This window comes from Rummeliibacillus sp. TYF005 (genome assembly GCF_003844195.1).
GTDB lineage: Bacteria > Bacillota > Bacilli > Bacillales_A > Planococcaceae > Rummeliibacillus.
In genome coordinates this window covers 24,557-47,346 of record NZ_ML122571.1, presented here as the reverse complement: position 1 = coordinate 47,346, position 22,790 = coordinate 24,557, and the positions used below count along the sequence as shown (strand labels likewise).

Annotated in this window: 21 protein-coding genes; 12 read left to right on the top strand and 9 right to left on the bottom strand. The window is 33.4% G+C overall.

Going from position 1 to position 22,790, the window contains the following annotated elements:
* The first annotated feature begins 171 nt into the window (after positions 1-171).
* From CW357_RS13790 to CW357_RS13775, 4 genes are all read left to right on the top strand, one after another.
* Complete coding sequence (locus CW357_RS13790) at positions 172-1,818, top strand: FAD-binding dehydrogenase (RefSeq protein ID WP_124218349.1); 1,647 nt, start codon at positions 172-174, stop codon at positions 1,816-1,818.
* A gap of 100 nt (positions 1,819-1,918) precedes the next feature.
* Entirely contained in the window at positions 1,919-2,212 is a 294-nt protein-coding gene (locus CW357_RS13785; RefSeq protein WP_119416096.1) for a hypothetical protein, read from the top strand.
* 64 nt (positions 2,213-2,276) lie between these two features.
* On the top strand, positions 2,277-2,930 hold the full coding sequence (locus CW357_RS13780; protein WP_124218348.1) for a Yip1 family protein: 654 nt from the start codon (positions 2,277-2,279) through the stop codon (positions 2,928-2,930).
* Positions 2,931-3,135: 205 nt separating this feature from the next.
* A complete protein-coding gene (locus CW357_RS13775; RefSeq protein WP_119416094.1) occupies positions 3,136-4,425 on the top strand; it encodes a Na+/H+ antiporter NhaC family protein in 1,290 nt (429 codons plus the stop codon).
* 74 nt (positions 4,426-4,499) lie between these two features.
* Here the strand turns inward: CW357_RS13775 and CW357_RS13770 are convergent, their stop codons facing one another.
* Together CW357_RS13770 and CW357_RS13765 are read right to left on the bottom strand one after the other, a co-directional pair.
* Positions 4,500-4,724: a hypothetical protein gene (locus CW357_RS13770; RefSeq protein ID WP_119416093.1), complete on the bottom strand. Its 225-nt coding sequence runs from the start codon at positions 4,722-4,724 to the stop codon at positions 4,500-4,502.
* A 105-nt stretch (positions 4,725-4,829) separates the two neighbouring features.
* Positions 4,830-5,798 (bottom strand): 2-hydroxyacid dehydrogenase, encoded by a 969-nt coding sequence (locus CW357_RS13765; RefSeq protein ID WP_124218347.1) that lies wholly within the window; start codon positions 5,796-5,798, stop codon positions 4,830-4,832.
* A gap of 402 nt (positions 5,799-6,200) precedes the next feature.
* On the opposite strand from CW357_RS13765, the gene CW357_RS13760 reads away from it, so the two are divergent.
* Positions 6,201-6,875 (top strand): TerC family protein, encoded by a 675-nt coding sequence (locus tag CW357_RS13760; RefSeq protein WP_119416091.1) that lies wholly within the window; start codon positions 6,201-6,203, stop codon positions 6,873-6,875.
* An 85-nt stretch (positions 6,876-6,960) separates the two neighbouring features.
* On the opposite strand, the gene pepF is transcribed toward CW357_RS13760, so the two are convergent.
* From pepF to gdhA, 3 genes are all read right to left on the bottom strand, one after another.
* A complete protein-coding gene (pepF, locus tag CW357_RS13755; protein ID WP_124218346.1) occupies positions 6,961-8,775 on the bottom strand; it encodes an oligoendopeptidase F in 1,815 nt (604 codons plus the stop codon).
* Positions 8,776-8,901: 126 nt separating this feature from the next.
* Positions 8,902-9,564 (bottom strand): phosphoribosylaminoimidazolesuccinocarboxamide synthase, encoded by a 663-nt coding sequence (locus CW357_RS13750; RefSeq protein ID WP_119416089.1) that lies wholly within the window; start codon positions 9,562-9,564, stop codon positions 8,902-8,904.
* 167 nt (positions 9,565-9,731) lie between these two features.
* A complete protein-coding gene (gdhA, locus tag CW357_RS13745; RefSeq protein ID WP_199670739.1) occupies positions 9,732-11,105 on the bottom strand; it encodes an NADP-specific glutamate dehydrogenase in 1,374 nt (457 codons plus the stop codon).
* Positions 11,106-11,297: 192 nt separating this feature from the next.
* On the opposite strand from gdhA, the gene CW357_RS13740 reads away from it, so the two are divergent.
* The gene (locus tag CW357_RS13740) at positions 11,298-11,750 is read left to right on the top strand and encodes a YaiI/YqxD family protein (RefSeq protein ID WP_119416088.1); all 453 of its coding nucleotides are present in this window, start codon (positions 11,298-11,300) and stop codon (positions 11,748-11,750) included.
* Between the two features lie 65 nt (positions 11,751-11,815).
* Here CW357_RS13740 and CW357_RS13735 read toward each other — a convergent pair whose 3' ends face one another.
* Both CW357_RS13735 and CW357_RS13730 read right to left on the bottom strand, forming a co-directional pair.
* Entirely contained in the window at positions 11,816-12,634 is an 819-nt protein-coding gene (locus CW357_RS13735) for a squalene/phytoene synthase family protein (RefSeq protein ID WP_199670738.1), read from the bottom strand.
* Between the two features lie 234 nt (positions 12,635-12,868).
* Positions 12,869-13,291, bottom strand: coding sequence for a hypothetical protein (locus CW357_RS13730; protein ID WP_124218345.1), 423 nt, complete (start codon positions 13,289-13,291; stop codon positions 12,869-12,871).
* A 438-nt stretch (positions 13,292-13,729) separates the two neighbouring features.
* Between CW357_RS13730 and coaW the strand changes: the two genes are divergently transcribed.
* Complete coding sequence (gene coaW, locus CW357_RS13725) at positions 13,730-14,557, top strand: type II pantothenate kinase (protein WP_119416086.1); 828 nt, start codon at positions 13,730-13,732, stop codon at positions 14,555-14,557.
* Positions 14,558-14,603: 46 nt separating this feature from the next.
* Here coaW and CW357_RS13720 read toward each other — a convergent pair whose 3' ends face one another.
* Positions 14,604-14,999, bottom strand: a complete 396-nt coding sequence (locus CW357_RS13720) for a ribonuclease HI family protein (protein ID WP_119416085.1) — start codon at positions 14,997-14,999, stop codon at positions 14,604-14,606.
* A 179-nt stretch (positions 15,000-15,178) separates the two neighbouring features.
* Here CW357_RS13720 and CW357_RS13715 point away from each other — a divergent pair, with 179 nt between their 5' ends.
* The 3 genes from CW357_RS13715 (at position 15,179) to CW357_RS13705 (ending at position 18,592) form a co-directional block, all read left to right on the top strand.
* Positions 15,179-15,373, top strand: coding sequence for a zinc-finger domain-containing protein (locus CW357_RS13715; RefSeq protein ID WP_119416101.1), 195 nt, complete (start codon positions 15,179-15,181; stop codon positions 15,371-15,373).
* A 246-nt stretch (positions 15,374-15,619) separates the two neighbouring features.
* A complete protein-coding gene (locus tag CW357_RS13710) occupies positions 15,620-16,987 on the top strand; it encodes an aspartate kinase (RefSeq protein ID WP_119416084.1) in 1,368 nt (455 codons plus the stop codon).
* A 297-nt stretch (positions 16,988-17,284) separates the two neighbouring features.
* Complete coding sequence (locus tag CW357_RS13705) at positions 17,285-18,592, top strand: hemolysin family protein (RefSeq protein ID WP_119416083.1); 1,308 nt, start codon at positions 17,285-17,287, stop codon at positions 18,590-18,592.
* 48 nt (positions 18,593-18,640) lie between these two features.
* On the opposite strand, the gene CW357_RS13700 is transcribed toward CW357_RS13705, so the two are convergent.
* The gene (locus tag CW357_RS13700) at positions 18,641-18,841 is read right to left on the bottom strand and encodes a cold-shock protein (protein WP_119416082.1); all 201 of its coding nucleotides are present in this window, start codon (positions 18,839-18,841) and stop codon (positions 18,641-18,643) included.
* 212 nt (positions 18,842-19,053) lie between these two features.
* On the opposite strand from CW357_RS13700, the gene CW357_RS13695 reads away from it, so the two are divergent.
* Both CW357_RS13695 and CW357_RS13690 read left to right on the top strand, forming a co-directional pair.
* Positions 19,054-20,733 carry a formate--tetrahydrofolate ligase gene (locus CW357_RS13695; RefSeq protein WP_241155103.1) on the top strand — a complete coding sequence of 560 codons (1,680 nt, stop codon included), beginning with the start codon at positions 19,054-19,056 and terminating at the stop codon, positions 20,731-20,733.
* A gap of 360 nt (positions 20,734-21,093) precedes the next feature.
* Entirely contained in the window at positions 21,094-22,785 is a 1,692-nt protein-coding gene (locus CW357_RS13690; RefSeq protein ID WP_305794143.1) for a glycoside hydrolase family 13 protein, read from the top strand.
* Positions 22,786-22,790: the final 5 nt, after the last annotated feature.

Here is a 22,790-nt window from a genome sequence, read left to right as displayed (position 1 = left end):
TGTCCCCACCCCAACTATTTACAAAGAGCCGAAATGTTTTATTGATTAAATTATCATTCCTCCTTCTTGAGGTCCTCCTGTTTTATCCTATATTAATTCATGCTAAGCAAAAGATGAAAATATAATAATATCAAGATAGATAGCGAGAATTGAATAGAAGGAGGGAAAATACTGAAGTACGATGTAATCATAATAGGTTCGGGTCTTGCAGGTTTAACAGCAGCTAGTGAATTAGTGGATGCTGGAAAGAAGGTGTTATTGGTTGATCAGGAAGGAGAACAATCACTAGGTGGTCAAGCTTTTTGGTCATTTGGGGGATTATTTTTGGTTGATACACCGGAGCAACGCCGATTAGGTGTGAAGGATAGTTTTGAACTTGCTTGGCAAGATTGGCAAGGTACAGCAGGATTTGATCGCTTAGAAGACGAAGATGCTTTTGCATATCGATGGGCAAAAGCATATGTCGAATTTGCAGCAGGTGAAAAGTATAGTTGGCTTAAAGAAAAAGGTATCAAGCTATTTCCAGTCGTTGGTTGGGCAGAAAGAGGAGGTTCCTTTGCAGATGGACATGGAAATTCAGTGCCAAGATTTCATATTACTTGGGGGACAGGTCCAGGATTATTAGAACCTTTTTTAAAGCGAGTACAAAGTGCAAGAGTTGCAGGATTACTCGATTTTAAACCGCGCCATCAAGTAACTGAACTCATTGCAAAGAATGGCACCGTTGTAGGAATAGCAGGTACAATACTAGCTGAAGATAATACCCCACGTGGTCAAGAAACGTCACGAGAGATAGTAGGGGAATTTTATCATTACGCTGATGCTGTGATTGTGGCAAGTGGAGGTATCGGAGCGAACCTAGAACTCGTACGTCAAAATTGGCCCTCACGTCTTAGCTCCCCACCTCAAAATATGATTGCTGGAGTTCCTGCGTTTGTGGATGGGAAAATGTTGGCCGTATCAGAGAAGGTAGGAGGGCGCATCGTTAATCGTGATCGCATGTGGCATTATACGGAAGGGTTGAAGAATTGGAATCCAATTTGGAAAAACCATGGTATACGTATATTGCCAGGACCGTCTTCTCTTTGGATTGATGCAAAAGGAAATCGCTTCCATGCTCCTAATTTCCCAGGATTTGATACGTTGAGTACACTAGAAGCAATTCAAAAGACAGGCTATGATTATTCCTGGTTTATCCTAACAGAAAAAATTATTGAAAAGGAATTTGCGTTATCTGGATCTGAACAGAATCCAGACTTAACAAATAAAAGTATTAAGCAGGTATTAAAACGAATATTACCAGGACCACCAGCACCAGTACAAGCGTTTAAAGAACGAGGAGAAGATTTTGTCGTTGCCAATAATGTTAAAGAACTAGTTGAAGGTATGAATAAACTAGTAGGTAATAATCTTCTAGATTTTATCAATATTAAAGAACAGATTATAGCACGTGATAGAGAACTAGATAATCCATTTACAAAAGATGCACAAATCAATGCCATCTTCTGTGCACGTAAATATATAGGAGACAAATTAATACGTGTTTCGAAACCGCACAAACTATTAGATCCTTCTTGTGGACCGTTAATAGCCGTACGACTGAATATTTTAACCCGTAAAACTCTAGGTGGATTGCAAACAGATTTAAATGGGGCAGTACTTAATCATGCAGGAGAACCCATTCCTGGACTATTTGCTGCAGGAGAAGTTGCTGGCTTTGGTGGTGGAGGGGTACATGGATATCGTTCGTTAGAGGGTACTTTCTTAGGTGGATGTCTTTTTACAGGATTGAGAGTAGGAAGGTATTTAGCAAAGTAGATATTTTATAAATAGCTTTGCTATAATAATAAATATATGAAAATAGGTAAGAAAATATAATAAAAGTTATTGGTAAAATACTAGAAAGTAGATGAATATTTTGGAAAATAAATTTCGTGTTAGCCAAATTCTTATTGCAAGAGATACTCAAAAAGTAGAAAAAATTTATGCAGTAAATGAAAAAGGAGAACCATTCGACTTGCTTGAAATTGGGGTTCTAGAGCATTTCCATATCCTTACGAAAGAGCAGCTACAAGAAAAATTAGATCAGTATAATATTGGAGCAACACTTAAGGTGGATGGGTATCGTACACTTTTAACCTTAAATTCAAAACAGGACGCAAATCTCTATATCGAACATATAGGACCTTATTTTAATGAAATATTATTATAACTTTCATATTTAAATCAAATCACTCTATTAAAATATATTGCTGCAAGGAGAGAAAATAGAATTAATGAACCAGCCTCAAGAAAAGCGAACAGATTATAAGATTCAGCCCTTTTTCTCAATTTGGCTTCATCCTAAAAAAACTGCCCAATTCATACTAGAACATAAAAATTGGACATATACAATTGGATTTATTTTATTGGGTGGAATTGCTACGGGAATTTCAGAATTAGAAGATACAAAGCTCTATCCCTCTTTTCAAACATGGTTATTGCTTTTGGCATGTATTATTACAGGACCTTTTATAGGTGCAGTTAGTGTTGCCATTGGTACAGCTGTTACTTGGATCGTAGGTAAAATCTTCGGTGGTAAGGGTAGTTTTGAGGATATTTGGAAAGTAACAAGTGTTTCCTCTATTCCATCAATAGCGATAACTCCATTTCTGATTGTTTGGATGGCAAATTCGCCTCAAACCTTTTTTGATACAAACTATGAATCATCAACGATTATATTAAATATTGCCGCTTTTGCTTCACTTCTAATCAGCACAATTGTTTCAGTCTGGTCATTAGTGATTAATATAGCTGGTATTGCTGTTGCACATCGATTTTCGAATTGGAAAGCATTTTTTACAATTTTTATCCCGACTTTCTTGCTAATAGTAGTAATAGGTATTTGGGGTTTATTGTTGTATAGTGCATTTTCAGGAATATCTATTTAAAGGACCAAAAGAGATATCTCACTATTTATTGAGATATCTTTTTTATTAAAGTTATCAATAACAGTATAACTAGAAATAAATATGAAAATATGAATTTTCAAAAGACATAAAAAATTTACAAATTAACGTCTTTTCAGTATGATTAAATTTGTCTCTAGTAAATTTTTGATACGCTTTTTGTTAAGATGGAGGTATTTTTTTATACATGGAACATATTGAAAAGGGCAATAAATGGGCGTTACTTCCTTTTGTTGTATTTGTACTTTTATTTATAGGAACAGGTATAGTAACAAAAGATTTTACGGCTATGCCATTAAATGTTGCCGTAGGAGTTAGTTGTATACTATCATTTATGATGAATCGTCAAGAGAAGATGACGAAAAAAATTGAAATTTTCACAAAAGGAGCAGGCAATGCAAATGTAATGCTAATGGTCGTTATATTTGTATTAGCAGGAGCCTTTTCAAGCGTAGCTAAAGAAATGGGAGCAGTAGAGTCAACTGTAAATTTAGGGTTGTCATATTTGCCAGAGAACTTCTTATTAGTTGGCTTATTTATCATTGGATGTTTTATCTCACTTTCAATGGGGACATCAATGGGAACAGTAGTTGCATTAGCGCCAATTGGTGTTGGAATTGCTGATGCTACTGGTATATCAATGGGACTAGCTATGGCAACTGTTGTTGGAGGAGCGATGTTTGGCGATAATTTATCCATTATTTCAGACACCACCATTGCTGCAGTTCGTACACAGGGAACAGATATGAAGGATAAATTTAAAGTGAATTTACGTATCGTCCTACCGGCAGCCATGGTTACTGCAATCATAATAGCTTTAATGACTATGGGAAAGAGTCAATCCTTACAAGGAAATTATGATTATTCCATTATTTCTGTCATACCTTACCTGTTTGTATTGATCGTTGCATTAATCGGTGTTGATGTATTAAAAGTTTTAATCGGAGGTATTATCGCTTCAGCTATTGTTGGTTTTATCAATGGTAAGTTAACGTTCCTTTCATTCATCAAAGCAGTAAGTGAGGGAATGATAGGAATGGAGGATATTGCAATTATTGCTATTCTAATTAGTGGTTTAGTTGCATTAATACAACATAATGGTGGTATTCAATATTTACTTTATACGATTTCAACACGTATTCGTTCGAAAAAGGGAGCAGAGTTTGGAATTGCCTCACTGGTTAGTGTGACAGATATTTCAACAGTAAATAATACAATTTCAATCTTAATGACTGGTCCAATTGCCAAAAATATTGCTGATCAATATCAAGTTGATCATCGAAAATCAGCCAGCTTATTAGATATTTTTGCGAGTGTTTGGCAAGGATTTTTACCTTATTCGCCACAATTATTAGCAGCTGCAAGTGTAGCAGGGATTTCAACTATTGATATGTTGCAATATTCATATTATCCAATTTTAATGGGGATTTGCGCAATTGTAGCGATACTAATTGGTTATCCTAAATTCAAAAAATAGTAAAAAGGTCAAGTTACTACTGTATAGTCGTAGTACTTGACCTTTTACTTCCATCATCGGTGTTAATGAAGATATTATGCTCCGAAAATATTGTCTTCAGTGACAACTTCTCTTGAGATAGCTATGGCACCTTTTTTTCTTAAATGCAAGATGCACTCTTCGTTTGATTTTAGAATTTTTTCAAGGTAATATTCCTGCTTTTCAGGAGGAATGTGCATACCATTAAATTCATCTCGAAGTGCAAATTCATATACTGCTAATTCATCTTCAGTTAATTTTCCTGGATTTTTTGCTTCCATATATACAAACTTCCTTTACTTTAAAAACTAATAAGAACTTCTTTTAATTATACACTACAATTTAGTGTATTGAAGATATCAAACTCCTCTTGATAAATCCTACACTTATTTTAAAAGCATTTGAAGCTCAGGCACCACATTTTGCATTTTTCCGTTAATTAAGACCTCTATCGTATTTTCTATAGCTAGTTTTGTCATGGCGTTTCTAGTTTCTTGCGTAGCGGAACCTATATGTGGGGTTGCTGTAAAGTTATCTAATTCAAGCAATGGGTTATCATTGTTTATAGGTTCATGAACAAATACGTCCGAAGCAGCTGCGTAAATATCATGATTTTTTAACGCATTATACAGTGCTTTTTCGTCTACCGTCGCACCTCTTGACATATTAATGAATATCGCTGTTTTTTTCATCTTTTCAAACTTAGAAGCATTCATTAAATTCCTTGTTTCTTCAGTAAGTGGTGTTAGTAGAACAACAAAATCAGATTCTTCTAGAAGTTGATCTAGTGGTTTCCATAAAATATTTTCATTCTCTAATTCACTCTTTTTACGACGATTATAATAACTAACATCCATTGAAAACCCAAGTTTAGCACGTCTAGCTAGTTCTTCACCAATACGTCCCAGTCCAATAATGCCTAATTTTTTGTGGTGTACATCAAGTCCATAATAATTTACATCATCTTTTATAGTCCACTTTTTCCTTTTAATAGTAGAGGCAAGTTCACTGATTCTTCTAGAGGTATTTAACATAAGACCAAATGTTAAATCTACCACACAGTCATTTAATACATTAGGTGTATGTGTACCAATTATTCCAGCTTTCTTCATTGCAGCAATATCAAAATTATCATATCCAACACTTATGTTACTAACTAGTTTTAATCGAGGAGCATGTTGAATGAGTTCTTCATCAATTTTAATACTATAATTTAAGATAGCTTGTGCACTTTCTAGTGAAGTTAGAAATTGTTCTCTAGAAAAAGATGGTTGGTAGTCTGTTTCAAAATAATTAGATAAATAATCTAGAAAATGATGGTCTATCTCTCTCATAACTAAAAGTCTTGGTTTCACCCTAAACACTCCTTCAACGCATAATATAAATACATAATTAATAATATATGAAAAATGAGTGAAAAATCCAAAGATTCTTATTCCTTATAGTAGTTTATATACAAGGTAAAACTAAATACAAGTAAGATACATTGGATAACTATTATACTTACATATCACGTTGTTGAAAATAATGGCCACAGTTTATAAAATATTGTTAAGTAATCATCGTAAATATTTGAGATTTTTAACAAATAACAAGGCGAATATCGTAAAGGAAAGAATAAAATTGATAGCTCAATCGTAAACTGTTTTAGAGTAAGAAAGTATAAATATGTTCCAAAAAACAATAGATTTTCCTTTTCATTTCTGTTGAAAAGAGTAGAATAGTACAAGATAGGATTTTAGAAAGTGGGAGAATAAATGGAAGCAGCATTCCTAGCAAAAATAGCTTCAATTATTTTGTTAGATATCGTTTTGAGTGGGGATAATGCAGTCGTAATTGCACTCGCTTGCCGAAATTTAGCAAAAGAACAACGTAAAAAGGCAATTTTACTTGGTACAGGTGGCGCCATTGGTTTACGGATTGTCTTAACATTTGTAGCCGTTTGGCTTTTACAAATACCGTTAGTAAAAGTAGTCGGTGGCTTATTGCTACTTTACATTGCATTTGACTTATTAAGATCTGGAGATGAAGATCCAGATGTTAAAAGTGGTAATAACTTATTTGCAGCAGTTCGAACAATTATTGTTGCGGACTTTGTGATGAGTTTAGATAATGTACTTGCCATCGCTGGAGTTGCGAATGGTCACATTGGCCTTGTCGCATTAGGATTACTTGTTAGTATTCCTTTAATCGTCTTTGGTAGCCAAATTATTATTAAGTTAATGGAGAAATTTCCAATTCTTATTTGGATTGGTGCATTATTAATTGCTTACACTGCAGGCACAATGGTTGTAGATGATAAGTATGGTCATCAACTTGTTGAAGCTACTTTCCCTATGATGGAACATCTTATACCAATTATTAGTATGGTATTATTAATCATCATCGGTGTATGGACAAAAAATCGTCAAGTTAGAAATATAAGAAGATAAATGTTTGAAAATAGAAAGAGATGGCACCAGTAATTTGGTAGCCATCTCTTTCTGTTTTAATAATTTATAGTAGTGAGTATAATCCTTATTTAGCTTGATGGATTTCCTCTGTCAACGCTTCTAATTGATCAATTAATGAGCCGATAAAGGCAATTGTATCTTGTAGAGGTTTATCGGTTGTAATGTCCACACCAGCCATTTGTGCTAATTCAACAGGTGACTTAGTACCACCAGCTTGTAAGACTTTCAACCAATCATCTACCGCTGGTTGACCTTCATGTAAAATACGTTGTGATACTTGTGTAGAAATTGTTAACCCTGCGCTGTAAGTGTAAGGATATAACCCCATATAATAATGTGGTTGGCGCATCCAAGTTAGTTCAGCCCCCTTATTAAGTTCTACATCGTCTCCCCAGAACTCTTCTAAAACGGAGCGTTTTAAATCGTTTAAAATGGTTGCATTAACACTTTCACCAGCATCCACTAATTCATAAACTTTTCGTTGATATGCAGCTTCTAAAAGGTGAGTAACAAAGTTATGATAGTAAGTACGAGCGACTATGGTTGAAATTACCCAACGTTTAAAACGTGGATCATTCGAATTTTTAAGTAAATAATTGGCCATTAACATTTCATTCATAGTTGATGGTGATTCTACGAAATAAGTAGAAGATTCACTGTTGAAATAAGATTGATGTTTATGCGCATTTCTAAAATGTCCAGCATGGCCTAGTTCATGGGCTAATACAAAAACCTCATTCATACGTTGAGTCCAAGAAATTAAAATATATGAGTGGGATCCATATGGACTAGAACAAAATGCACCAGTAGATTTTCCTTCGTTGTTCGCAAAATCTATCCAGCGATCCTCAAATGCACTATCAATCATTTTTACATAATCTTCTCCCATAACTCCAAGTGCTTTTTTCATATAATCACGTGACTCTGGGATAGTGATAGATGGCTCATAATCAGGATCTAGGGAGATTTTTAAATCAGCAAAAGTCATCTTATCTAAGCCATGTTCTTTTTGTAGAAGTTTTGCATAACGGCGCATATGTGGTGCTAATTCCTTCATAATTACATCAATTTGACGATTGTATAAATCACGATCTACCTCTTGGTCAAATAGGAGATAATCGATTACCGATTCGTAGCCACGTAAATTAGCAATTGTTTTTTCAGTTTGTACATGTGTGTTGTATGCTTTAGCTGTTGTATGTTGATAGTCAGCTAGTTTTTCAGAAAATGCTTTGAATGCTTCACGACGGATATTCTTATCAGACTCTAGTTCCCAATCTCCTTCGAAAAGGTTATAGCTCAGTGGATAACTTTTATCACCAACAGTGAAGTTTTTGAATTTCATATCAACTAGTTTAGTAGTATTGTATATACCATATGCAGCATCAAAAGTAGAACCAAGTGCAGCTAAAGCTTTTTCCGCTTCAGGATGTAATTGATGTTCTTTTTTTGCAATAAGGCGTTTAATATAGTGTGTATAATTTGGTGCTAGTTGAATAGCTTCTTCTAGTAATTCCGTCGGTAAGGCAAGTATTTCACTATCTACAAATGATACTAAACTAGCAATTTGAGATGAAATATTTCCAAAGTTGTTAGCACGCATTTGAGCAAAGTCATTTGTTTGATCTGTTTCAAGATCTAATGACATAAATGCACCATAAGGAATTATAGCTTCTACTAAAGCTTCATAATCGGTAATAACATTAGCTACTTGCTTTGCATCCGTAATATGCCCTTGATATTGAAGATTGAATTTTTTTGCATCTTCAAATACTTTTTTTACACCTTCATTGTATGCTTCTTCATTTGTTACAAGATCCGTTAAATCCCAAGTTTCAGAAACGGGAACATCCTTGCGTTTAAGAATATTATCAATCATTTATAGCACTCCCTTTTATTACGTAATACGAATTATTTTCATTATAAAACGTATATTTAGTAAAGTAAAACATTTCAGAAAAAACAAGAAATTAAAAAGCCTAACACTAAGGTTAGGCTACATGTATTATTTGTTTAATATTATCTTGTCTAGTAACAGAGGGGTAATATATTTGGTATCCTGGTAAGCAATAATATTCTGGCCTGAAATTTCATCGATTAAAAGCAAATCACCATTTTGAGTTTCACGGCCAAATTTTAACTTTATCTCATGAAGTTTTAGACCTTTTTTGGCCAATTCAGTTCTTACAAAATTCGAAATATCAATAGAAAGTAATTCTAATGATCGTTCTTCATCTTTGGATAAAATTCCTTTTTCAAATAAAATCGATTTAGCAATAGAATCATTTTGATGTTCATCTTCAAAATATGAAATAGATACAACATCTTCAAGTTCATGACCATCTTGGTCATAATGCCAAAGCGTATTAGCACTTGGAAACTGACATAATACTATAAGGCCATTGCCTATAAGAGTAGTTGGCTTTACAGTAATTGTTGCCTCTTCCATATTTGAAGATAGATAATATGTCGGAATATCGATTGCTTTTAATCTTTTATAAAAGTATGTTGTTAAACTATGACTTGCGTTCATGATTTCAGTAGTTGTTCCAACATTATTGTGACTTGTCACCCCTTGGTCACTTAAAACATGTTTAAATTGTAAAACAAAATGATTTTCATCAATTTTATAAACATCTTTGGTTGTACCTTTATAAATCAGTTCCATTTTCCATACCCCCTTTCATGTTATTGTAAGTTATTGTAATTCATAATAGTAAAAAATATCCTAAAGAGAGGAGAAAAGTGTTGAAATGGACAAATATGGCGAAAAAAGCAGTAAACCCATTAGGATTTACCGCTTTACTATACTAAAGAGAAAAACATTATTAATGATTAGATAACACCTTGTGCAATCATTGCATCTGCAACTTTTAAGAATCCTGCGATGTTGGCACCGATTAATAAGTTACCTTCATGACCAAATTCTTTTGCAGCTTGGACACTATTTTTGTATATAGATGTCATGATGTCATGCAATTTTTGATCTACTTCTTCAAATGTCCAGAATAGACGCATACTGTTTTGTGCCATTTCAAGAGCAGAAACAGCTACACCACCAGCGTTTGCAGCTTTAGCAGGTGCGAACAATACATTATTTTCAAAGTAAACATCGATGGCTTTAAGAGTAGAAGGCATATTCGCACCTTCACCAACAGCTTTTACGCCATTTTTAACAAGTGTCTTAGCAGATTCCTCATCTATTTCATTTTGTGTTGCACATGGAAGGGCAATATCACATGGAATAGACCAAATACCATGACAATCTTCTGTATAAGTTGCATTTGGGTGAGTTTCAACATATTCTTTAATACGACCATGTCGCACTTCTTTAATTTCTTTAACTGTATCTAAATCGATGCCATTTGAATCAAATATATAACCGTTTGAATCAGAACATGCAACAACTTTTGCACCTAATTGTTGTGCTTTTTCAATCGCATATGTTGAAACATTTCCTGAACCTGAAACGACAACAGTTGCACCATCAAATGTCATGTTTATTTCTTTTAGCATTTCTTGTACGAAGTAAACACATCCATAACCAGTTGCTTCTTTTCGAGCTAAAGAACCTCCAAAACGTGGTAACTTACCAGTAATAACACCTGGTTCATATGCTCCACGGATACGGTTATACTGACCAAATAAGAAACCAATTTCACGAGCTCCTACACCAATATCACCAGCTGGCACGTCAACGTCAGGTCCAATATATTTATGTAATTCGGTCATAAATGCTTGACAAAAACGCATGATTTCAGCATCTGATTTACCTTTTGGATCGAAGTCTGAACCGCCTTTTGCACCACCAATTGGTTGACCTGTTAATGAGTTTTTGAAAATTTGCTCAAAACCTAAGAATTTGATAATACTTTCGTTAACAGATGGATGGAAGCGTAGGCCACCTTTGTAAGGTCCGATTGCTGAGCTATATTGAACTCGATAGCCACGGTTAACTTGAATTTTACCATGATCATCTTCCCAAGATACACGGAATTTTACTACACGTTCTGGTTCAACGATTCTTTCTAAAAGACTTGCTTTCATATACTCAGGACGTTGTGCAAATACGGGTGTTAAAGAATATAGAATTTCTTTAACTGCTTGTAAAAATTCTGGTTCATGCCCGTGTTTTTCTTTAAGGTTGTTATACACTGAATCAATATATTCAGTTGCTACTTTTTGTGAATCTGACATTGTTGTGACCATTTTGAAAACCCCCATGAAGTATTAGTAAAGTATATTTGTATTTTAGACTTAATCATATGAATTTTCAATCACTTAATATTATAAAAATACGAAATTAACTGAATTTTTAACCGGAAAGCGCTAACAATTGTGGCAATTAAGCATTATTATGTACGATTAAATAAGGTAAACTATATATAGGAGGTACGACAAATGTCAAAAATATGTATAGATGCCGATGGGTGTCCTGTCGTTAAAGAGGCCATTCAAATTGCAAAAGAGTTCCAATTAGAAGTAATTATTTTTTGTGATACCTCACATCGATTTGAAATAGAAGGTATTAAAACGGTAATAGTTTCTAAAGGTGCAGATGCAGTTGACTTTGCACTAGTTAATCAACTACAAAAAGGGGATATTTCAATAACACAGGATTATGGTCTTGCCGCTATGGTGTTAGCAAAAGGTGGCTATGTTATGAATCAAAATGGTCTACAATATACGTCTGAAAATATAGATCAACTTCTATATTCGCGTCATATCAACCAAAAAATTCGTCAGGCTGGTGGAAGAACAAAAGGGCCGAAAAAAAGGTCAAAAGAGTCAAATGAAAGATTTATCACTAACTTCCGTAAATTATGTGATTATGTAGTAACCAATATCAAATAGTAAATTTAAAAGACAAAAGAAAACAGACCGGTTAGAGTCAGTTTTCTTTTGTCTTAAAATCTAAGTTATTCAGCGGTTAGTTCCTCAACAGTTTGTTCGACTTCCTTACGCGTCATTTTTTTATTTCCTTTTCGCATTGTGTCGAGTGTTTTATGTGCTAATGCAAGAGGAATTTTACAAAACATTAAAATACTGCGTTTTGAAATACTTTTATTGTATTCATCCGCTTTAGCTAAATTTTCTTCTGCATAATTGAACAAATCTTCTCTTGTCCATCCTTCTGGGACAAAGCTTACTCCACGTTCTTGATCTTCAGATTGATTGCGTAAAATATTGACAGCTTGTAATCCTCGGCCATAGCCTATCGCAAGTTCTCGATTTGTTTCGATACCAGCACCCCAGCACCAAATATCTGATAGCATAACACCAACAAGACCAGCAACATAATAGGTGTATTCATCTAAATCTTCTTTCGTTTTGACAATCCATTCTTTAGACGCCCATTTCGCCATTCCTTCTGCCATTTCACTAGTTGAAGCTGCAACAGTTTCACGAATTTCCTCAGGGCATAGAGTTAACCAATCACTCAGCCGTAATGTTACTTCCGGTAATTGATCTTTGTAAGGTTCTAATAATTTCATGTAAGCATCATTGTCAAAAGGCTTTAACAATAATTTACTTGTTTCGTTTAATAGCTCTGTTTTAATATGGTTAGGCAATTCCTCATGATCTTCTATTTCATCGATGGCTCTCATGCATAAATAAGCTGTTCCTACAGTAGTTTTTAGGTCTTTTTCTAAAAATGTAATGGGGATGAAGAAAGTTCGACTAGTCTTTTTTAAAACTGCCATTGCTTCTTTATAAAGTTCTTTTTGTTGTGTCACTTGCAATTTCCTCCGTTTAATAAATAAAACATTATCTATATCGTATATCAAAATTACTAAAATAGAAAATCAAATCATTATAAAAACTAATTTCTTTTGATAAAAAGACTCAAATGCTCGAATATTTTATGTAATAAAATATGAATTGTTGGCAACAAGTCAGTACAATTTTACATTAATAAAAGCCCGCTCTTATAATGAGGGGCTTTTAATAGGAATAAGAGTGGAAATCAACTATATCATAGGAAATTCGATTAAAATTTCTATTCCTAAATGTTTAATGGTCTTTTCTTGTCCATTTTCTATAATAGTAGATGTTTGAAAATCAGTACCATCTCTACCGAGAATACTTAAGATAATAGCATTGTAACTACGTCTTTCTGACATTAATTGATTAATTTCTTTTGCTGCATTTTCTGGAATGCTGCCGACAATATGAAAACCAGATTTCACTTCAATTTCATCGTGGTGTTTGTTTAACTCTAACTTAGCACCTCTTTGCAGTGTACGAATAATACGTTCATACTTAAAAGTATGTTCTAAGTTAAGACAAAAAACAGTGGATAAATTTTTATTTGCTTTAGAAAGAATTAGTTCCCTTTCTTGAGCAATCCTTTTATACTTTTCTTCGTTTTTTAAGCTATTCTGTAGTTGCATTGAAAAAGTTCACCCCAAAAAGAAAATAATTACACATATCTTATTATTCTGCAAAAATAATTAGATGTCTATTATTTTATCATTTACATCTATGAAAGCATTTTCAAAACAAAGCCAATGTGCTATAATAGGTAAATAATTTTGTCTAAAATGTGAATTTTTTATTTGAGAAATAAATTAAACGATAACAGTTTAATGGATGTGTAATGATAGATTTGTTCATTGTTTATAGTTTGATTAGAACAAGAATATTAATTAGAATTTAGAAATTCAAACTATTATTTATAAATGTGTAGATAGAAACTTCTCTTTTAAATAGTAAAAACTATAAATGTAAAATTGACTCAATTAGCATTTTCAATATATAGAATGGTGCATTGCTTAAAAAGTAATAACCGAGTAAAGTATTAATGGGCGATTAAGAAGGGGCAGATTTTGATGACAAATACAATAGGCATTGACGCTGGGGGAACACTTACTAAACTAGCATATATGAACGATCAGCACGAGATTCAATTGCAACATTTCCCATCGAATGATTTACCAAATGTATTAGATTGGATTAACCAACATGATATTGATGAAATTGGTTTAACAGGTGGACGTACAGAACAAGTTAAAGTTCTACTTGATAAGGTCAATTCTATCCATTATATAGTGGAGTTTGAGGCAACATTAAAAGGAGTTCGATATCAATTAGAAAAAGAAGGCTATTCTTTTGATAAAAGTATTATTACGAATATCGGTACAGGAACCTCAATCCATTATATGGATGCTGAAAAACATATGCGAATTGGTGGTACTGGCGTTGGTGGTGGGACACTAATTGGACTTGCATCGCTAACAACAGGCGTTCACAATTATGAGGAAGTTTTGCATCTTGCTAAAAAAGGCAATCGACAAGGGATTGATTTATTAGTTCAAGATATTTACCAGGGGATGGATTCACCAACTGAGCTTCAACCTACTTTAACTGCAAGTAATTTTGGAAAAGTCGGCATTAATGATGAAACAAATTACGAAACAGAAGATGTGTTAGCAACAGTTCAAGGTTTAGTAGGCGAAGTTATTACGACATTAAGTATTCAATTAGCAGAACAAATGGATACAGAACATATAATATATATTGGTACTACACTAGATAACAATGAAAAACTTCGAGATATCATTGCAAATTATACTATTCTAAAAAAGAAAACACCTATTTTCTTACAGGATCATGGATTTAGCGGAGCGATAGGTGCATTAATGAATATTATTGAATAAGTAAAAGGCTTAATAGCTAATGGGCGCTATTAAGTCTTTTTATATCTTATTGCTTTTTCGTTTTTTGAATGCCTTGTCGAGCAAGGGCATCTGCTGCTTTGTTTTGGGAATCAGGTATCCATTTTATAAAGAATAACTCGAATCGCTCTATAAGTGTTAATGCTTGTTGTAAATAGGGCTTATATTCGTCATTCTTTACAAATTCTTTTTCGATTGATGATACAACAATTTTGGAGTCGGAACGCACTGAAATAATGCCTTTAGATAATTTAGCTGCTTCTTGCAATCCTCGGATAAGAGCCATAAATTCAGCTATGTGGTTATTCGTAATACCAACAGACTCACTAATTTTCACTTGGTGACCTTCGCCTTTTATATAAATGCCAATAGCACTAGGTCCGGGATTTCCTGCACTAGCTGCGTCGATATATACTTCTAACATTTTATCACCACTTCCAAGTTCTATACTTGAATATTAACACATAGAAAGTAAAATTGATGTAAATTTGAAAACGGTGCATAGTAATGGCTTACTTGCTTATATTATTTACTATATCACTTGACTTTCAAAATTTCGGTAGTAGAATAGAAAAATACTGCAAAATGAGGTGATTCCATTTGATCGAGCAGAGCACCATAGTAAAAGAAATCGATGAATTATTAGAAAACTATTGCGAAGGCTGTTTAGCAAAAAAACAAATGCGAAAAGAGCGGGGAAAATCCGGTGCTCATAAATTTTGTATTGAATCATGTACTGTTGGCGAACAGTTACAATTTTTAGGTGAAGAATTACTAAAAGTATATACTAAAGCATAATTAATATAAAAATATATGTTGATAAAGACACCATAAGAATGTTAATCTTATGGTGTTTTTATTAAATGGAAAATTGCGTCATTTTAGAATATACAGAACTTTATGTTTTTTATTTAATCAGTTTAATAAGAATTTTTGAAAAAGTATTGACTATTATTAGGATAATTTGTACACTGTGAAAAAACAAATGTTTTTTATAGAAATACAAAAACAAAATTTTTAAATAAATTGTAAGGATCTGATGAGATGAAAGTATGTAAATTTGGTGGGACTTCAGTCGCTAGTGCAGAACAAGTTAAGAAAGTTGCAGCCATCGTGAAATCGGATGCTACACGAAGAATAATAGTTGTTTCTGCTCCCGGCAAACGTTTTAGTAATGATATAAAAGTGACAGATTTACTTATCCAGTTAGCAAATGCAGTAATTGAGGGAAAAGAATATCAAGCTGAATTACAACAGGTAGTTTCTAGATATAAAGAGAATGCAGAAGGTTTGAATCTTGACGACAAAATAACTGAAGCCATTGCTACAGATTTACATGCTCGTATAGAAGAAGCTTCTAAAATTAGTGATGATTTTTTATTGGATACATTAAAAGCAAGTGGTGAAGATAATAACGCGAAGATGATTGCTGCTTACTTTAAAAGCATTGGTATGAATGCAAAATATGTTAATCCAAAAGAAGCAGGTTTAATCGTGAATGATGGTCCAGAACGAGCTATGGCGGTGGCAGAAGCCTATGCGAAATTAAATAGCTTAAAAAATTCAAAAGAAATTATTGTTTTTCCCGGCTTTTTTGGATTTACAAAGGCAGGAGTACTAAGAACTTTTGACCGTGGTGGTTCTGATATTACAGGTTCTATTTTAGCTGCTGCTGTTCAAGCTGATTTGTATGAAAACTTCACAGATGTAGATTGTGTATTTAGTGCAAATCCAAAAGTGGTCAATAACCCAGCAGAAATTCAAGAAATTACATACAGAGAAATGCGAGAGTTATCCTATGCAGGTTTTTCTGTATTTCATGATGAAGCATTAATGCCTGTTGTAAAATTGGGCATTCCAGTGAATATCAAAAATACAAATAATCCGAAGGTGGAGGGTACGAAAATAGTTTCTAAACGTAAGGAGAATCATCGCCCAGTGACAGGGATTTCTGCTGATTCAGGATTTTCAATTTTATATGTAAGTAAATATCTAATGAATAGAGAAATTGGATTTGGACGTAAATTGTTGCAAATTTTAGAAGAAGAGCATATCTCTTATGAACATACACCGTCAGGCTTAGATGATATTTCAGTCATTATTCGCAGTCATCAACTATCGCCAGAAAAGGAAGAGCGTATTATAAAACGTGTTTATGACGAATTACATGCAGATGATGCATATTTCCGTCACGGTTTCTCAATGATTGTTATTGTCGGAGAAGGTATGAATAATAATACTGGTTTGGCAGCTCGAGCAACGAATGCTATAGCAACAACTGGTGCTAATATCGAAATGATTAACCAAGGTTCATCAGAAGTAAGTTTATCCTTCGGCGTACAAGAAAAATTTGAAAATGTAATTTTACAAGCGTTATACCAAGAATTTTTTGCAGTTGCCGCAGTTAGATAAAGGGATGAATACGATAAAGTGAAACAAGCTCTTTTTTGCAGCTTTGCAGTTTAATACAAAATTAATCATAAAACAGCTGGTTTAGAAAACATTTTCCTACCAGTTGTTTTTTTATTTTTACTCTTTTATTCTTTTAATCTTTAAATGTGAAATTATTTATAATTTTCAGTTTAAATTAATAAATTAATAATAGCTTTAATTTGCTTTTTTTATAGGATTTCCTATAAATTTAGAATAGTAAGATAACAGGAGGTGAATTCTCTGCGTTGATCAATATTCAGCGTAGAGAGACCATATTTGGACATTGAGATAGCCAGTAATTTAGTTCTGTTTGTAATTTTAATTGCAATGACTGGATTTTTTGTTGCAACTGAATTTGCTATTGTGAAAGTAAGATCTACACGAGTGGATCAGTTGCTGGCAGAAGGAAATAAAAAGGCGAAGAGGGCCAAAAAGGTAATTACTCATCTAGATGAATATTTATCTGCTTGCCAGCTTGGTATAACAATAACAGCTTTGGGATTAGGGTGGATTGGTGAGCCAACTGCAGAAAAATTATTACATCCAATTTTTGAAGCATTTAATATTGAAGGCAATACAGCTTCTATATTATCGTTTATTGTTGCATTCTCTGTTGTTACCTTTTTACATGTTGTAGTTGGTGAGTTAGCGCCTAAGACGTTAGCTATCCAACAAGCGGAAATGATTACCTTGAATTTTTCAGGTGCCATCATTCTTTTCCATAACATCATGTATCCAGCTATAAAATTATTAAACGGATCAGCAAGAATATTAACAAGTATTTTTGGCTTAAAAATGCAATCTGAAGGAGAAGAAGTTCATAGCGAGGAAGAATTACGAATGATTTTATCTGATAGCTATGAGAATGGTGAAATTAATCCTTCTGAGTATAAATTAGTGAATCGAATCTTTGAATTTGACGAACGGATTGCAAAAGAAATTATGGTGCCTCGTACGGAAATTGTAAGTTTTGATAAGGAAACAACTTTAAGTGAAGTTTTTGAGCTGATGAATGTAGAGCAATATACTCGATATCCAGTTATAGATGGTGATAAAGACCATGTAATTGGAATTGTTAATATGAAACAACTTTTATCAGCATTGATAATAGATGAAAACAGTAAAACAAAAAAAGTTCAAGATTTTATGCAACCCGTAATTCGTATTATTGAAACAGTTCCCATCAGTAGCCTACTCATTAAATTTCAAAAAGAAAGAATTCATATGGCTGTTTTACTCGATGAGTATGGCGGAACATCTGGAATTGTGACAATTGAAGATATTATTGAAGAAATTGTAGGAGAAATACGTGACGAATTTGATGAAGATGAATTACCGGAGATTCAAAAAGTAAGCGAAGGTCATTTTAGTTTTGATGGTAAAGTGTTACTTGATCAAGTAAACAGTATGTTAGGCGTACAAATTGTTGAGGAAGATATTGATACAATTGGTGGATGGTTTATGTCACATCAAGATAATGCAAAAGAGGGAGATTGTTTCGAAAGAGACGGATTTAAGTTTATCGTAAACCAAGTCAATAAACATCAAATTGTCAGGATAGAAGCGATAAGAATAAGTGCATAATATAAAAAAGCTACTCACAGTAAGAGTGAGTAGCTTTACTATTTAAATTTATAATTTAATCACATTGGCAGCCTGAGGTCCGCGATTTCCTTCAATAATATCAAAACTTACATTTTGTCCTTCTTCTAATGTACGAAAACCTTCTTGTTGAATTCCTGTGAAATGGACAAAAACGTCATCACCATTATTGTACTCAATAAAACCATAGCCTTTTTCGTTATCGAACCATTTTACTTTTCCTTGGGGCATTCGCGTTCCTCCCAACAACAAATTAAGTTTTCAGATTTATAAAAAAATAAAGGATGGATAAACTATACATGAATATATAAAATATGTCAATTGATTGTCGAGGTTTGAATCATATTGATGAAAATTCTATTCTATAGTATGGTTATTGTATCAAAAGAGTGAGTATAGCTTTTACGCTCCTTTTAAATTTTTTAATGAAAGAAGGCTTTACTGTGTCAAAAACTACTCAACCATTATCAGATTTAGAAATTGCTCGAAATGCGACATTGCAACCAATTACAGAAATCGCGGAAGCTGCAGGGATTCCTGAAGAAGCATTGGAACTCTATGGGAAATTTAAAGCTAAAATTGATGTAAATCAATTATCTCACTTAACACCAGATGCAAAAGTGGTCTTAGTTACAGCTATCAATCCAACACCAGCAGGGGAAGGTAAATCTACTGTAACAGTAGGATTATCTGATGCGCTTCATCAATTACATAAAAAAGTGGTTGTAGCTCTTCGTGAACCGTCATTAGGACCTGTAATGGGTATAAAGGGAGGAGCAACTGGTGGTGGATATGCACAAGTATTGCCAATGGATGAAATAAATCTTCACTTTACTGGAGATTTACATGCAATTACAACAGCTAATAATGCTCTTGCTGCTCTAATTGATAATCATATACACCAGGGGAATAAGCTAGGAATCGATCCTCGTCGTATTATCTGGAAAAGAGTTCTAGATATGAATGATCGAGCATTACGTAATATTGTAATCGGTCTAGGCGGCCCAGGAAAAGGAACACCTCGTGAAGATGGATTTGATATTACAGTAGCATCAGAAATTATGGCAATTTTCTGTTTAGCTACTGACTTACAAGACCTGAAAAAAAGACTTTCAGATATAGTAATAGGCTATACTTTTGAGAAAGAACCAGTATTTGTTCGTGATTTGGGTGTTGAAGGGGCATTGACATTATTATTGAAGGATGCTTTCAAACCTAATCTTGTTCAAACTATGGAAGGAACTCCAGCAATTATTCATGGAGGACCTTTTGCAAATATTGCACACGGCTGTAACTCTATTCAAGCAACACAAACTGCGCGTAAGTTAGCTGATATTGTCGTTACAGAAGCAGGTTTTGGTGCAGATTTAGGTGCTGAAAAATTCATGGATATTAAAGCAGTACAAGGTGAGTTTAAGCCAAGTGCTGTAGTAATTGTAGCAACTGCAAGAGCATTAAAAATGCATGGTGGAGTAGATAAATCAAGTTTACAACTTGAAAATGTACCTGCTATTAAAAAAGGGATAAAAAATCTCGAAAAACATATAGATACAATCCGTCAATATGGCGTAGAACCTATTGTAGCATTAAACCGATTTATTACAGATACTGAAAAAGAAATCGCAGAGATTATTAGTTGGTGTGACTCTCATCAGGTTAAAATTGCTCGTACAAATGTATGGGAAGATGGTGGAGCAGGTGGTATCGAGCTTGCAAATAAAGTTTTAGAAGTAATCGACAAAGAAAATCATTTTAAACCTATATATGATGTAACTGATTCAATTGAACAAAAAGTACGTTCAATTGTTCAAAAAGTGTATGGTGGACTAGATGTAGAATTTACAGATAAAGCACGTAAACAAATGATTGAAATTGAAAAGTTTGGTTGGGACTCAATGCCGGTTTGTATGGCAAAAACACAATACTCATTGTCAGATCAACCAAAACTATTAGGACGACCAGAAGATTTTACAATTACAGTACGAGAAATCATTCCAAAGTTAGGTGCTAAATTTTTGGTGTGCTTAACAGGTAATATTATGACAATGCCTGGACTCCCTAAAGAACCAGCAGCATTGAAAATGGATGTAGACGAAAATGGTAAAGCAGTAGGATTGTTTTAAGGGAGACATTAAATAGAGTATCGTTTTATCTATAGGATAAAAATAATTTATTTTTAACAAAAAAGAACAAAAAGAGGCTTTCAAAAGTGAGATTGAATTTCCCATTTTGATAGCCTCTTTTTGTATGAATGCATTATTTTTAAAAAACTATAATATTAAAACAGGAATTTTAAAAAATAAATTGAATATATAATAAAATGATTTTTTATAGAATATAAATGTTGTAATGTAGAATATATACGAATAAATGATTTGTTCAAAAATGAATAAGTCAAGAAAAATATTTTTGTGCAAGCGCTTGCATTTATAATTACAAAATATTAAAATTATTCCATAAAGTTCATGTTAGGAGGTGCGTTAATGGTTCCTTTGAGCGAACCTTGGTGGAAAAAAAGTGTTGTTTACCAGATTTATCCGAGAAGTTTTATGGATTCAAATGGGGATGGAATTGGTGATTTACAAGGAATTATTTCCAAGATTCCTTATTTGCAAAGGTTAGGTATAGATGTTATTTGGCTAAGTCCAATCTATGATTCTCCAAATGATGATAATGGTTACGATATTCGAAATTATGAAGCAATTATGAGTGAGTTTGGTACAATGGAAGACTTTGATCAATTGTTAGAAGAGGCCAAAAAAGTAGGGATTCGAATTGTAATGGACCTTGTTGTTAATCATACGTCAGATGAACATCATTGGTTCATAGAATCTCGTTCCTCTAAGGACTCACAATATAGAGATTATTATATTTGGCGTGAAGGAAATGGTGAATTACCACCAAATAATTGGGAATCTGTATTTTCAGGTAGCGCTTGGGAGAAGGAAAAAAACACAAATTCGTATTATCTACACCTTTTTTCAAAAAAACAACCTGATTTAAATTGGGAACATCAACCTCTAAGAGATGACATTTATAAAATGATGTCCTATTGGCTTGATAAAGGAATTGGCGGTTTTCGAATGGATGTGATCAATTTTATCTCAAAGGATAGTAAATTACTAGATGGGAAAGTTTATGCTGGTCAGTTGTATGGAGATGGAAGTCCATATTATATTAATGGGCCTAATATTCATACATATTTACAAGAAATGAATGCTAAGGTATTAAGCCATTATGACGTGATGACAGTAGGTGAAATGCCTGGTACTTCTACAGATGAAGCGAAAATTTATACGGATCCTTCAAATCAAGAAGTTAACATGATCTTTACTTTTGAACATATGAATATCGATCATGGACCTTTTGAAAAATGGGATATTCAACCTTTCAATTTAGTAAAGCTAAAAAAAGTTTTAGAAAAATGGCAAACAGCACTTTATAACAAAGGGTGGAATAGTCTTTATTGGAATAATCATGATCAACCTCGAGTTGTTTCACGTTTTGGATGTGATGACGAAAAGTATCGAGAAAAATCTGCTAAAATGCTAGCAATCTGTCTTCATATGTTACAAGGAACGCCATATATTTATCAGGGCGAAGAATTTGGTATGACGAATGTAAAATTTAAATCGATAGAAGATTATCGTGATATTGAAACTTTGAATATGTATAAGGAAAAAAGCAATCAAGGAATTCCACATAAAGAAATACTAGACAGTATTTACGCAGCAGGTCGTGATAATGCAAGAACTCCGATGCAATGGAGTACAGATGGAGGATTTTCAACAGGAACTCCGTGGATTAACATGAATCCCAACACACCGAAAATCAATGCTGAACTTGCGCTTGAAGACACATCATCTATTTTTTATACGTATCAAAAGCTTATTCAGCTAAGAAAAGAACACGATATTATCACATATGGACGATTTCAATTATTGTTAGCTAATCATGTCAATCTATTTGTCTATAAACGTATTTTTGAAAAGCAAGAGTGGTTAGTCATCAGTAACTTTTCTAAAGAAACTGAATTATTAGACCTATCATGTTGCAAAATTCAAGATTATAAATTTAAAGTAATTATTGCTAATTATGAGGATATAAAAATTGAAGGAAATACGCTTAAAGTTCGGCCGTATGAAGCGTTTGTTCTTTCTTTTGGGAGGGGATAACTAGA